Source organism: Saccharopolyspora sp. NPDC000359 (genome assembly GCF_040300525.1).
In the GTDB taxonomy this organism is placed as follows: Bacteria; Actinomycetota; Actinomycetes; order Mycobacteriales; family Pseudonocardiaceae; genus Saccharopolyspora.
In genome coordinates this window covers 31,654-44,957 of the sequence record NZ_JBEPDU010000042.1, presented here as the reverse complement: position 1 = coordinate 44,957, position 13,304 = coordinate 31,654, and the positions used below count along the sequence as shown (strand labels likewise).

Annotated in this window: 7 protein-coding genes; 4 read left to right on the top strand and 3 right to left on the bottom strand. The window is 71.6% G+C overall.

Annotation, left to right across the window (positions count from 1 at the left end; all coding sequences use genetic code 11):
- The first annotated feature begins 398 nt into the window (after positions 1-398).
- The 3 genes from gltB to ABT324_RS24710 all read left to right on the top strand — a co-directional run bounded on the left by gltB (position 399) and on the right by ABT324_RS24710 (position 7,538).
- Positions 399-4,949 (top strand): glutamate synthase large subunit, encoded by a 4,551-nt coding sequence (gltB, locus tag ABT324_RS24720; RefSeq protein ID WP_351182249.1) that lies wholly within the window; start codon positions 399-401, stop codon positions 4,947-4,949.
- Complete coding sequence (locus ABT324_RS24715; protein WP_351182154.1) at positions 4,942-6,444, top strand: glutamate synthase subunit beta; 1,503 nt, start codon at positions 4,942-4,944, stop codon at positions 6,442-6,444. The genes gltB and ABT324_RS24715 overlap by 8 nt, the downstream gene beginning before the upstream one ends.
- 275 nt (positions 6,445-6,719) lie before the next feature.
- Positions 6,720-7,538, top strand: a complete 819-nt coding sequence (locus tag ABT324_RS24710) for a hypothetical protein (protein WP_351182151.1) — start codon at positions 6,720-6,722, stop codon at positions 7,536-7,538.
- 89 nt (positions 7,539-7,627) lie between these two features.
- Here ABT324_RS24710 and ABT324_RS24705 read toward each other — a convergent pair whose 3' ends face one another.
- Both ABT324_RS24705 and ABT324_RS24700 read right to left on the bottom strand, forming a co-directional pair.
- On the bottom strand, positions 7,628-9,919 hold the full coding sequence (locus ABT324_RS24705) for a HelD family protein (RefSeq protein WP_351182148.1): 2,292 nt from the start codon (positions 9,917-9,919) through the stop codon (positions 7,628-7,630).
- A 132-nt stretch (positions 9,920-10,051) separates the two neighbouring features.
- A complete protein-coding gene (locus ABT324_RS24700; protein WP_351182145.1) occupies positions 10,052-11,458 on the bottom strand; it encodes a GntT/GntP/DsdX family permease in 1,407 nt (468 codons plus the stop codon).
- A gap of 152 nt (positions 11,459-11,610) precedes the next feature.
- On the opposite strand from ABT324_RS24700, the gene ABT324_RS24695 reads away from it, so the two are divergent.
- Positions 11,611-12,363: a FadR/GntR family transcriptional regulator gene (locus ABT324_RS24695; protein WP_351182142.1), complete on the top strand. Its 753-nt coding sequence runs from the start codon at positions 11,611-11,613 to the stop codon at positions 12,361-12,363.
- Positions 12,364-12,556: 193 nt separating this feature from the next.
- On the opposite strand, the gene ABT324_RS24690 is transcribed toward ABT324_RS24695, so the two are convergent.
- A complete protein-coding gene (locus ABT324_RS24690) occupies positions 12,557-13,252 on the bottom strand; it encodes a transglycosylase SLT domain-containing protein (protein WP_351182139.1) in 696 nt (231 codons plus the stop codon).
- Positions 13,253-13,304: the final 52 nt, after the last annotated feature.

Here is a 13,304-nt window from a genome sequence, read left to right as displayed (position 1 = left end):
GCGTTCCACCAGGTGAGCGGCATGGCCGCTGCTGGCAGCGGGCGGAGTGGCCCACTGCACCCACCGCGCTCACGCGCGACGAACTGCCCCGGACCCGGCTCGGGAGGTCCGCGATGGAAGAACCCCAGCGCAGCGGCCGTTCGAGCCGCGTTCCGTAACCCACACGGGTGCGTTACAACAAGATGGTCAGCATCACTTCTGGAGTGCTGCTTCCGGGTATCGTGGCTGTTAAAGTTCCCTGAACGCTCCGGTCGCGAGCGGGCTTTCCAGGGCCCGAAAACTTCTGTCGCGACACCGGGAGAAATCTGCGGGCCAGCGTCGTCCCGTGCCCAGAGGTGAAGTCGGACCGCTCCGGCCGTCTGCTTCCAGCACGAGAAATGACGAGGGAGGTCTGCGCAGTGGTCTTCTCCGCCGTCCCAGCAGCCCAGGGCCTGTACGACCCGGCTGCGGAGCAGGATTCCTGCGGTGTCGCCATGGTCGCCGACATCCGCGGACGCCGCTCCCACGGAATCGTCGCCGATGCGCTGACCGCGCTGGCGAACCTGGAGCACCGAGGAGCCGCTGGCGCCGAGCCGACCAGCGGTGACGGTGCGGGCATCCTGGTCCAGCTCCCGGACGAGCTGCTGCGCGCCGAAGCCGGGGTCGAGCTGCCGCAGGCCGACGCGGCCGGGCAGCACCGCTACGCCGCGGGCATGGCGTTCCTGCCCGCCGACCCTGAGCAGCGCCGCCGCGCGGTCGAGCTGGTCGAGCAGGTCGCGGCCGAGGAGCGGCTGCGCGTGCTGGGCTGGCGCGACGTGCCGATCACCCCCGAGGAGGCGGGTGTGGGCACCACGGCGCTGAAGTGCATGCCGCACTTCGCGACCCTGCTGGTCGCCGGGCTGGGCGACGAGGCGGGCGTCGAGCTGGACCGCCTGGCCTTCTGCCTGCGCAAGCGCGCTGAGCGGGCCGCGGCGAAGGAGGGCCTGGACCTCTACTTCCCGTCGCTGTCCAGCCGCACCATGGTCTACAAGGGCATGCTGACCACCGAGCAGCTGCCCGCGTTCTTCCCGGACCTCACCGACGAGCGGCTGGTCAGCGCGATCGGGCTGGTGCACAGCCGGTTCTCCACCAACACGTTCCCGTCGTGGCCGCTGGCCCACCCGTTCCGCTACGTGGCGCACAACGGCGAGATCAACACCATCCGCGGCAACCGCAACCGGATGCGGGCCCGCGAGGCGCTGCTGGCCTCCGACCTGATCCCCGGCGAGCTGTCCCGGCTGTACCCGATCTGCGCCGAGGACGGCTCGGACTCCGCGTCCTTCGACGAGGTGCTGGAGCTGCTGCACCTGGGCGGTCGCAGCCTGCCGCACGCGGTGCTGATGATGGTGCCGGAGGCGTGGGAGAACCACGCCGAGATGGACCCCAAGCGCAAGGCGTTCTACCAGTTCCACGCCAGCCTGATGGAGCCGTGGGACGGCCCGGCCTGCGTCACCTTCACCGACGGTTCGCTGGTCGGCGCGGTGCTGGACCGCAACGGCCTGCGCCCGGCGCGCTGGTGGCGCACCGCCGACGACCGGGTGGTGCTGGCCAGCGAGACCGGCGTGCTCAACGTCGACCCGTCCGAGGTGGTGGCCAAGGGCCGGCTGCAGCCGGGCCGGATGTTCCTGATCGACACCGCGCAGGGCCGCATCGTCGACGACGAGGAGATCAAGTCCGAGCTGGCCAGCGAGCACGCCTACGAGGAGTGGTTGCACGCCGGGCTGCTCAACCTCGACGAGCTGCCCGACCGCGAGCACGTGGTGCACACCCACGAGTCCGTGGTGCGCCGCCAGCTGGCCTTCGGCTACACCGAGGAGGAGCTGAACCTGCTGCTGGCGCCGATGGCCACCAGCGGTGGTGAGCCGCTGGGCTCGATGGGCGCGGACACCCCGCCCGCCGTGCTCTCGCAGCGCTCGCGGATGCTCTACGACTACTTCGTGCAGCAGTTCGCGCAGGTCACGAACCCGCCGCTGGACGCCATCCGCGAGGAGATCGTCACCTCGGTGGCGCGCGTGATGGGCCCGGAGCAGAACCTGTTGACGCCGTCGGCGGCGTCCTGCCGGCACATCGTGCTGCCCAACCCGGTCATCGACAACGACGAGCTGGCCAAGCTCATCCACGTCAACGACGACGGCGACCTGCCCGGCTTCTCCTCCGCGGTGCTGTCCGGCCTCTACGAGGTGGGCGGCGGGGGCGCGGCGCTGGCCGACGCCATCGAGCGGATCCGCGAGGAGGCCTCCGAGGCGATCGCCGCCGGTGCGCGCGTGCTGGTGCTCTCCGACCGCGACTCCGACCACCGGATGGCGCCGATCCCGTCGTTGCTGCTGGTCTCCGCGGTGCACCAGCACCTGGTGCGGACCAAGGAGCGGCTGCGGGTGGCGCTGGTGGTGGAGAGCGGCGACGCCCGCGAGGTGCACCACATCGCCACGCTTCTCGGCTACGGCGCCGCGGCGGTCAACCCGTACCTGGCGTTCGAGACCATCGAGGACATGATCGCCACCGGGCAGATCACCGGCTTCCGGCCGAAGGTGGCGATCCGCAACTACGTGCAGGCACTGGTCAAGGGCGTGCTGAAAGTGATGTCCAAGATGGGCATCTCCACCGTCGGCGCCTACACCGCCGCGCAGGTCTTCGAGGCCGTGGGCCTGTCCGGCGACCTGGTCGGCGAGTACTTCGAGGGCACCACCTCCAAGCTGGACGGCGTCGGGCTGGACGAGCTGGCCGAGGAGGTCGCGCAGCGGCACCGCCGCGCCTACCCGGACAACCCGACCGAGCGGGTGCACCGCAAGCTGGAGGTCGGTGGCGACTACGCCTACCGCCGCGAGGGCGAGCTGCACCTGTTCACCCCGGAGACGGTGTTCCTGCTCCAGCACTCCACCAAGACCGGCAAGTACGACGTGTTCCGCGAGTACACCGCGGAGTGCGACCGGTTGGCGGCCGAGGGCGGCACGCTGCGCGGGCTGTTCAGGCTGGAGAGCGGCCGGGAACCGATCGACATCGACGAGGTCGAGCCGATCTCGGAGATCATGAAGCGGTTCTCCACCGGCGCGATGAGCTACGGCGCGATCTCGGCCGAGGCGCACGAGACGCTGGCGATCGCGATGAACCGCATCGGCGGCAAGTCCAACTCCGGTGAGGGCGGCGAGGACGTCGACCGGCTCTACGACCCGGAGCGGCGCTCGGCGGTCAAGCAGGTCGCCTCCGGCCGGTTCGGCGTGACCAGCGAGTACCTGGTCAACGCCTCGGACATCCAGATCAAGATGGCGCAGGGCGCCAAGCCCGGTGAGGGCGGCCAGCTACCCGGCCACAAGGTGTACCCGTGGGTGGCCAAGACCCGGCACTCGACGCCGGGGGTGGGGCTGATCTCGCCGCCGCCGCACCACGACATCTACTCGATCGAGGACCTGGCGCAGCTGATCCACGACCTGAAGAACGCCAACGAGCACGCCCGCGTGCACGTCAAGCTGGTCTCCGAGATCGGCGTCGGCACGGTCGCGGCGGGCGTGTCCAAGGCGCACGCGGACGTGGTGCTGATCTCCGGTCACGACGGTGGCACCGGTGCGGCGCCGCTGACCTCGCTGAAGCACGCGGGCACGCCGTGGGAGGTCGGGCTGGCCGAGACCCAGCAGACCCTGCTGCTCAACGGCCTGCGGGACCGCATCACGGTGCAGGTCGACGGCGGCTTCAAGACCGGTCGCGACGTCGTGGTGGCCGCGCTGCTGGGTGCCGAGGAGTACGGCTTCGCCACCGCGCCGCTGGTGGTCGAGGGCTGCGTGATGATGCGCGTCTGCCACCTCGACACCTGCCCGGTGGGCGTGGCCACCCAGAACCCGGAGCTGCGCAAGCGCTACACCGGCCAGGTCGACCACGTGGTGAACTTCTTCGAGTTCATCGCCCAGGAGGTGCGCGAGTACCTGGCGCAGCTGGGCTTCCGCACCCTGGACGAGGCGATCGGCCAGGTCTCCTCGCTCGGCGTGGACGAGGCGGTGCGGAACTGGAAGGCCCGCGGCCTGGACCTGGCCCCGGTGTTCGCCGAACCGCGGACCCCGTACTCGCCGGTGCGGCGCCGGGTCCGCGAGCAGGACCACGGCCTGGACCGGGCGCTGGACCGCACGCTGATCCAGCTCGCCGAGGCGGCGCTGGAGGACGCCCGCCCGGTGAAGCTGCAGCTGCCGGTGCGCAACGTCAACCGCACCGTCGGCACGCTGCTGGGTGCCGAGGTCAGCCGCCGCTACGGCGGTGCCGGGCTGCCCGCCGACACCATCCACGTGCAGTTGGAGGGTTCGGCCGGGCAGTCGCTGGGCGCGTTCCTGCCGCCGGGCGTCACGCTGGACATGGTCGGCGACGCCAACGACTACGTCGGCAAGGGCCTGTCCGGCGGGCGGATCGTGGTGCGCCCGCACCCGGATTCGGCGTTCGCCGCCGAGGACCAGGTGATCGCGGGCAACGTGATCGGCTACGGCGCGACCAGCGGGGAGGTCTTCCTGCGCGGCAAGGTCGGCGAGCGCTTCGGCGTCCGCAACTCCGGTGCGCTGCTGGTCGCGGAGGGCGCCGGTGACCACGCCTTCGAGTACATGACCGGCGGTCGCGCGGTGGTGCTGGGTGGCACTGGCCGCAACGTCGGCGCGGGCATGTCGGGCGGCATCGCCTACGTGCTGGACCTGGACCCGGTGCGGGTGAACACCGCGATGGTGGACCTGCAGCGGCCCAGCGCCAAGGAGCTGAAGTGGCTGCAGGAGGTCGTGCAGCGGCACCACGAGCTGACCGGTTCGGCGGTGGCGGCCTCGCTGCTGGGCGACTGGCCGCGGCGCTCGGCGGCGTTCCGCAAGGTGATGCCGCGCGACTACCAGCGGGTCCTGGAGGCCATGCGGATGGCCAGGATCGAGGGCCGGGACATCGACGAGGCGATCATGGAGGCTTCCCGTGGCTGACCCGAGGGGATTCCTGAAGCACACCCGGGCCGAGGCCCCCAAGCGCCCCACCGACGACCGGCTGGGCGACTGGCGGGAGGTCTACGCGGCGCTGTCCGCGGAGGACCGCAACGAGCAGGTCGCGACGCAGGCCGCGCGCTGCATGGACTGCGGCATCCCGTTCTGCCACTCCGGTTCGGCTGGTTGCCCGCTGGGCAACCTGATCCCGGAGTGGAACGACATGGTGCGCCGCGGCCGCTGGGAGGCGGCCAGCGACCGGCTGCACGCCACCAACAACTTCCCGGAGTTCACCGGCAAGTTGTGCCCCGCCCCGTGCGAGGCGGCCTGCGTGCTGGCGATCTCCCCGGACGCGGGCGGCGCGGTGACCATCAAGCGGGTCGAGGAGACCATCGCCGAGGTCAGCTGGGAGAACGAGTACGTCACCGCGCAGGTGGCCGAGGAGCACACCGGCAAGCGGGTGGCCGTGGTCGGGTCCGGTCCGGCGGGGCTGGCCGCGGCCCAGCAGCTGACCCGCGCCGGGCACGAGGTGACCGTCTACGAGCGCGACGACCGCATCGGTGGCCTGCTGCGCTACGGCATCCCCGAGTTCAAGATGGAGAAGTCCGTCCTGGACCGGCGGTTGGCGCAGATGCGCGACGAGGGCACGAGGTTCATCACCGGCTGCGAGGTCGGCGTGGACCTGTCGGTCGAGGACCTGCGGGCCGGCCACGACGCGGTGGTGCTGGCGGTGGGCGCGCTGCGCGGCCGCGACGACACCACGGTCCCGGGCCGCGAGCTCAACGGCGTGCACCTGGCGATGGAGCACCTGGTCCCGGCGAACAAGGAGTGCGAGGGTGACGGCCCGGCGTCGATCACGGCGCGGGGCAAGCACGTCATCATCCTGGGCGGCGGTGACACCGGCGCGGACTGCTACGGCACCGCGACCCGCCAGGGCGCGCTGTCGGTGACCCAGCTGGACAACTACCCGCAGCCGCCGACCTCCCGTGACGACGACCGCTCGCCGTGGCCGACCTGGCCGTACATCCTGCGCACCTACCCGGCGCACGAGGAGGCGGGGGAGCGCAGGTTCGCGGTGGCGATCGAGTCGTTCGTCGGCGACGACGAGGGCAACGTGCGCGTGGTCCGCCTGCGCCACGTGAAGGTGCAGCGCGACGAGAACGGCCGCCGCCAGGTGGTGCCGGTGTCCGACGAAGTCGAGGAGCTGCCCTGCGACCTGGCGCTGCTGGCGATCGGTTTCGAGGGCGTCGAGCACATGCCGCTGCTGGACGGCCTGGGCATCGACCTGACCAAGCGGGGCACGATCGGCTGCGGCTCCAACTGGGAGACGACCGCCCCGGGCGTCTTCGTCTGCGGCGACGCCCACCGAGGCGCCTCCCTGGTGGTGTGGGCGATCGCCGAAGGCCGCTCGGTGGCCAACGCGGTGGACGCCCACCTCACCGGCGCCTCCGAACTGCCGTCCCCGGTCCACCCCACGGCTCTGCCCCTGGCGGTCTGACCTGCTGACCCGAAGGGCGCCTCCCGCCAGATCCCTGGTAGGAGGCGCCCTTTTCGCGGGTGCCCGCTCGTGCCGGTACCGCAGTGGGCGCTCCCGCCCCGGAGCAGGAGCACCTCGCCTGACCTCCTCCCCACTGCCCGGGGTCCTGCGGACCGCGCTGGTGATATCGGCTGGTCAGCCAGGGCGGACGGGGCGTCACCAGTCGCGCTGGAGGCCTGCGCGACAGCTTGGTCGAAACCGCGGTGCCGGGCGGATCGCGCGGATAACCTCCGCACATGCGTTCATCGAAGCGGCGGTTCCACCGGTACTCGATCATCGCGGTGGTGTCGCTCGTCCTGGCGGGCGGCGGGTACTTCTGGTTCATGCACCAGCAGGTCACCGAGCCCGTCGGCATTCCGACCGGCGGGGAACCGCGGCGGGAGCCGATCTCACCGAACATCCCCGCGCCTGGCCAAGAGACCCTGATCAAGCTGCACACGTCGTCGGAGAAGGGGTGCGGTGGGGAACCGGGGTCGGGCAACAGGCGCTGCGAATTCGGCCCGGAATGGGGGCTGGACGGGAGCGACGAGCGTGAACTGGTCGTCGACTACCTGGACTTCAGCCGGGGTCTCGAGGCCAACGAGTACCTCGACGCCGAGCTCGAGGACCACCTCGAGGTCGAACTCGCCGCGCAGCTCGACGAGTTCGACACCGTCGAGGGGTATCTCGCTCGGGAGATGTCGGCCGGACTCGACCCGGTGCTCCAGGCCGAGCGCTACCTCGGCTGGGCGCGCGGTGCGCACACCCTGGCTCTCAACAACGTTGATCTCTCCAGCGTTGCGTCGTCCACCGGCGCCGAGGTTCGACCCCCGGACCCGGACGAGGGCCTGACCGAGCTCGCCGGGCCGTGGGACCAGGCTTACCTGTACGAGTGGAACTCGGGTGACCGCCGCGTCGCGACGCTCGTGTTCCGCAAGGGCACCCAGGTGGTCGAGGTCGAGTACAGCGGGTCGGACAAGACCTACTGGTTCTGGCAGGACGAGGTGCGGATGCCTGCGGACGAGGCCCGCGACGGCGTCAAGGCCGCGGCGGTGGAGATCGCCGCGAAGCTGTAGCCCCGCGAGTCACCAGTTCCCGTGCAGCGGTGGGCCGGTCTGCTCCGGCCGGGTCTGGCCAACCCCCTCGCTGCGGCTCCACGAAGTGCTCACGGCGTTCCGATGCCGCGCAGGACCTCGGGGAGGGCTTCGGTGTGGAGGACGCCGAGGCGTTGGGTTGCTCGGGTGAGGGCCACGTAGAGGTCGTTGAGGCCTCGTTCGGACTGCTCGGCGACCGCCGCCGGTTCCACCAGGAGGACCGAGTCGAACTCCAGGCCCTTGGCCTGCTCCACGGTCAGCAGGACCGCTGGGGAGTCCAGGTCGTCGGGGCGGGTGCCGGTGGCGGCCTCCGGTAGCGACTCCGCCAGCTGCGGGCCGAGCTCGGCCAGCACCTGCGGCGGCATCAGGACCGCGAGGCGGCCCTCGTCGATCTCCCGCAGTTCCGCGGTGACCGCGTCCGGCAAGGCGCTCGCCAGGTCGTCGACGCGGCGGGCCCAGGGCTGGTGGCCGCTGGTGCGCACCGAGGTCGGCGCGTCCAGGTCGGTGTCCATTTCGGACAGCACCTCGGCGGCCACCGCCATGATCTCCGCCGGGGTGCGGTAGTTGACGGTCAGCTCGACCATCTTCCAGCGGTCCTGGACGTAGGGGTGCAGGACGTCGTGCCAGGTGTTCGCCCCGGCCAGCGCGCCGGTCTGGGCGACGTCGCCGACCAGCGTCATCGACCGGCTCGGGCAGCGGCGCATCAGCACCCGCCACGCCATCGGCGACAACTCCTGGGCCTCGTCCACGATCACGTGCCCGAAGGTCCAGGTGCGGTCCTCGGCGGCGCGTTCGGCGGCGGTCAGGTCGCTGCGAGAGCGGAAGCGCTCCGCCAGCAGCTCCGCGTCGAGCACGTCGGAGACCCGCAGCCGCTCCTCGTCGGCGATCTCCTCGTCCTGCTCCATGATGTGCAGGACGCCTTGGGCGTAGGCGAGTTCTTCGCGCTCCTGGCGCTCGCGCTCCGCGCGGGCCTGCGCATCGTCCTCGCCGAGCAGCTCGGCGAGCTCGTCCAGCAGCGGCACGTCCGCCGGGGTCCACGGCGCGCCCTCGGCTCGCAGCAGCTCGTCGCGCTCGTCGTCGTCGAGGTGCTTGCGGGTCGCCGAAGCCAGCCGGTCCGGTGAGCTGAGCAGCTCGTCGAGCAGCTGCTGCGGGGTGATCTCCGGCCAGAGCTCGTCGAGCGCCCGGTCCACCTCCGGGTCGCCGCGCAGCTCCACGTTGATCTCGTCCAGGTCCCGCCGGTCGAGTAGGTCGCGGCCGAGCCGGTCGGCGACCTGCAGGGTCAGCGCGGAGAACATCTCGTTGCGGAAGACCCGGCGAGCCAGGTTGTGCGGCTTGCGGGAGCGGCGCGCGCGGGTGCGGGCCTGGGTTGCGGTCTTGCGGTCGATGCGCAGCGGCTCGCGGTCGAAGGTGACCTCGACGTGGTCGGCGGGCACCTGCTGGCGGTCGCGGACCGCCGCGGTGAGCACCTCCACCATGCTCTCGCGCCCCTTGATCTCCGCCGCCCGCGCGGATTCCCCACCGGTCGCGGTGATCCCCGGGTACAGGCCGCCCACAGTGGACAGCAGCACGCCGGTCTCGCCGAGGGAGGGCAGCACCTGGCCGATGTAGCGCAGGAACGTCTCGTTCGGGCCGACGACCAGCACCCCGCGCTTGGACAGCTGCTCGCGGAACGTGTAGAGCAGGTAGGCCGCGCGGTGCAGCGCCACGGCGGTCTTGCCGGTACCCGGGCCGCCCTGCACCACCAGCACGCCGTTCATCCCGGCGCGGATGATGCGGTCCTGCTCGCCCTGGATGGTGGCGACGATGTCCTGCATCTGCCCGGTCCGGCGGGCGTCCAGCCGCGCCAGCAGCGTCGCCTCCCCGGCCAGCCCGAGGTCGCTGCCCTGCTCGGCGGCGTCGAGGTCGAGCACCTCGTCCTCGTAGTCCAGGACCTTGCGCCAGCTGGTGCGCAGGTGCCGCCGACGGCGCACCCCGTCGCGCGCGGCGGCGGTGGCCAGGTAGAACGGCCTGGCCGCCGGGGCGCGCCAGTCCAGCAGCAGCGGCTCGTACTCGTTGTCCTCGTCGAACAGGCCGAGCCGACCGACGTGGAAGGTCTCACCGCTGTCCAGGTCCAGCCGCCCGAAGCACATCCCGTGTTCCACCGCGCTGAGCTGGGTGAGCTTGTCGGTGTACATCCTGGTGGAGATGTCGCGCTCGGTGCGCGCCTGCGGCGGACCACCGCTGTCGCGAAGCGTGTCCTTCAACCGCTGGGTGGTCTCCTGCCGCAGGGCGTCGAGCTTGTCGTACAGCACGGTGAGGTACTGCTGCTCGGCTGCGATCTCCTGCGCGCGGACGGCATCCCGATCGGATCGGGCGTTGGACAATTGCGCCACCTCGTGCCTGGGGATGGGGGAAGCCCGACTCCGGGGCCCGACCCACCAATATACCGCGCGCAGTGCCCGTCCCCGACTCGTGAGCGGCGGTGGTTGCTCTTGCCACCATCGCCGCTCACGACCTCAGAGCAGCGCGGACAGCCCCAGGATCACGCCGAACGAGACCACCGACAGCAGCGTCTCCATTGCCGACCAGGTCTTCAGGGTCTGCCCGACGGTCATCCCGAAGTACTCCTTGACCAGCCAGAACCCCGCGTCGTTGACGTGCGAGAGGAACAGCGAGCCGGAACCGATGGCCAGCGCGACCAGCGCGCCCTGCGTCGGCGGCAGGCCCGCCACCATCGGCGCGACCATCCCGGCCGCCGAGATGGTGGCCACCGTGGCCGAACCGGTGGCGACCCGGATGCCGACCGCGATCAGCCAGCCCAGCACCAGCGGCGAGAGGTGCGCTCCGCTGGCCAGGTCGGTGATCATGTTGTTCACCCCGGAGTCGACCAGGGTCTGCTTGAAGCCACCGCCAGCGCCGACGATCAGGATGATCCCGGCGATCGCGGGCAGCGAGCCGCCGACCACCTCGGACAGCCGGTTGCGGCTGAACCGGGCACCGGTGCCGAGCACCACGATGGCGATCAGCACGGTCAGCATCATGGCCACGACCGGCGTGCCGACGGTGTCCAGCACCTGGTAGCCGAGGCTGCCCTCGGTCAGCGCCAGGTCGGCCACGGACTTGCCGAGCATCAGCACGACGGGCAGCAGCAGCATGGCGACCGCGGCGAAGAAGCTCGGCCGCTTCTCCGGGGTGGTCTCGGCCGACTTGCCGAGCACGTGGGTGGCCGGGGGCAGCTGCACGCGCTTGGCGATGAAGGATCCGAACACCGGACCGGCGACGATCGCGGTCGGGATGGACACCACCACGCCCAGTGCCAGGGTGACGCCGAGGTCGACGTTCAGCGCATCCACCGCGGCGAGCGGGCCCGGGTGCGGCGGCACGAGGCCGTGCAGGATCGACAGCCCGGCCAGCGCCGGGATGCCGATGCGCAGCATCGGCTGGTCGGAGCGGCTGGCGACCATGACCACCACCGGGACCAGCAGCACGACGCCGACCTCGAAGAACATCGGCAGCCCCAGCAGCGCGGCGATGAACACCATCGCCCACGGCAGGGTGCGGCTGGTGGTGCGGCGCAGGACCGTCTCCACGACCTGCTCGGCGCCGCCGGTGTCGGTGAGCAGCTTGCCGAGCATCGCGCCCAGCGCGACCAGCAGGCCGACGTCGCCGACGGTTCCGCCGAGGCCTTCGGTGAAGGTCGAGACCAGGTCGCCGAACGGCATCCCGGCCACCACGCCGAGCGTGGTCGCGCCCAGGGCCAGCGACAGGAACGGGTGCAGCTTCGCCCAGCTGATCAGCACGACGATGACGGCGATACCGGCCAGGGCCGCGATGAGCAGGCGGGTGTCGTGCGCGGTCCACGCGCCGGCTTGCGGGGCCTGGGCGAGGGCGGCGGCGAGGCTGCCGGAAAGGCTGGTTGGCATTGAGGGCTCCTCGTTGAGCAGCTGGTGCGCGGCACAGCCTAAGCAATAAGTATGACTTTATTGCCATGTGGACCGATTAAGTATGCTTGTTGTCCCGGTCACCCGTGGTCGGCGGCCTATGTTTGGGGGCGTTCAACGGCGAGAGGGGCGACATGGGCGGCGGGCTGCACGGCAAGGTCCTGGACGTGCTGGGGCGCGAGATCGCAGCTGGTGTCCACCCGCCCGGGAGCGTGCTGCGCACCGACGAGATGGAACAGCGGTTCGGCATCTCCCGCAGCGTGGCCCGCGAGGTCGTGCGCAGCCTGGCCTCGATCCGGCTGGTCGTCGGCCGCCAGCGGGTCGGCATCGTGGTCCGCCCCCGCGAGGACTGGAACGCCTTCGACCCGCAGCTCATCCGGTGGCTGCTGGCGGCCGACCGCACCGCGCAGCTGAAGACCCTGGCGGAGCTGCGCACGGCCGTCGAACCGATCGCCGCGGCCGCCGCCGCCCTGCGCGCCGCCGACGAGGACGCGGCCCGGCTGGTCGCGCTCTCCGAGCGGATGGTCGCCACTGCGCGCGCCGGTGACCTGGACACCTTCATGGCGGCCGACGTGGAGTTCCATCGGCTGGTGCTGCGGGCGTCGGGCAACGAGATGTTCGCCCAGCTGCACGAGGTCGTCGAGGAGCTGCTGCGCTGGCGGACCGGGCACGGCCTGATGCCGGAGCACCCGCGCCCGGTCGCCGTCCGCCTGCACTGCGAGATCGCCGAGTGCATCCGCAGCGGCGACCGGGCGAGGGCCGAGGAGGCCATGCGCGAGCTGGTCGCCGAAGCCCTGGAGGGAACCCTCGCCGGTCTCACGAGCACCCCGGCCCCGCGAGCCGCGGCTGGCATCACCGCCACCCCGGGAGACCGCAGTTTCAATTGAAACTGCGACTCCCCGTGCCTGCGGTTCGCAGTTTCAATTGAAACTGCGGCCTGGTGGTCCCTGGGCCGGACGGGGGGAGGCTCAGGGTGCCGGGACAGGCGGGGCGCCACCGGCGTGCCGTCGGGGGTCGGCACGCCGGTGGGCGTCGGGGGGTCTCGGGGATCGGGTGTTCCCTGAGGTCTGCGGGGTTGGGTCAGTAGCCGAGGTAGCTGCCGCCGGAGCGGACGCCGGAGACGCCGGGGACGTCGCCGACCGAGCCGTAGCGCGAGATCGCGTAGCGGGTGGCCGCGATGATGTTGTCCACCGGGTCGTAGATGTCCTCGTGCCCGGGCAGCGCGAAGGACTCGAAGGTCGGCTCGATGGTCTGCATCAGGCCGATCGACGGGGTCCCGGCCGCGGCGTTGGAGTCCCAGCTGTTGGTGGCGGTCGGGTCGCCGTTGGACTCGTGCATGATGATCACCCGGATCGCCTCGGCGTCGACCTGGTCGCGGGAGACCCCGTTCTTCTCCAGGACGCTGATCGCCTCGTTGATCCAGGCGCCGACCTGGTCGGCGGGCTTCTGCTCGACCGGCGACTGCTCCGGGACGGGAGCGGCTTCCGGCGCGGGCGCGGCCTCGGGGGCGGGCGGCGCGGCCGGGGCCGGTTCGGGGGCGGCGGCGGGCTCCGGCTGGAGCGGGACGGCCTGGTCGATGGGGGTGACCACGGCCGCGGTCCGCACCGCGGGCTGCTGGGCCTGGGGGCCGCTGAAGCCAGCGACCACGCCCAGCACGCCGAAGGCGGCTGCCGCGGTGCCGAGCTGCAGCGCCCGCGTCTTCGGGGGGACGCGGTGCTGGCGGCCGGGGGTCTCGCCGAGGAACGCCGCGCGCAGCCAGCTCGCCGTGTTCGGCACCGCCCTCTCCCAACGGTGCCAACCGGTCGGCCGGGGTTCTCGGTCGTCGGGG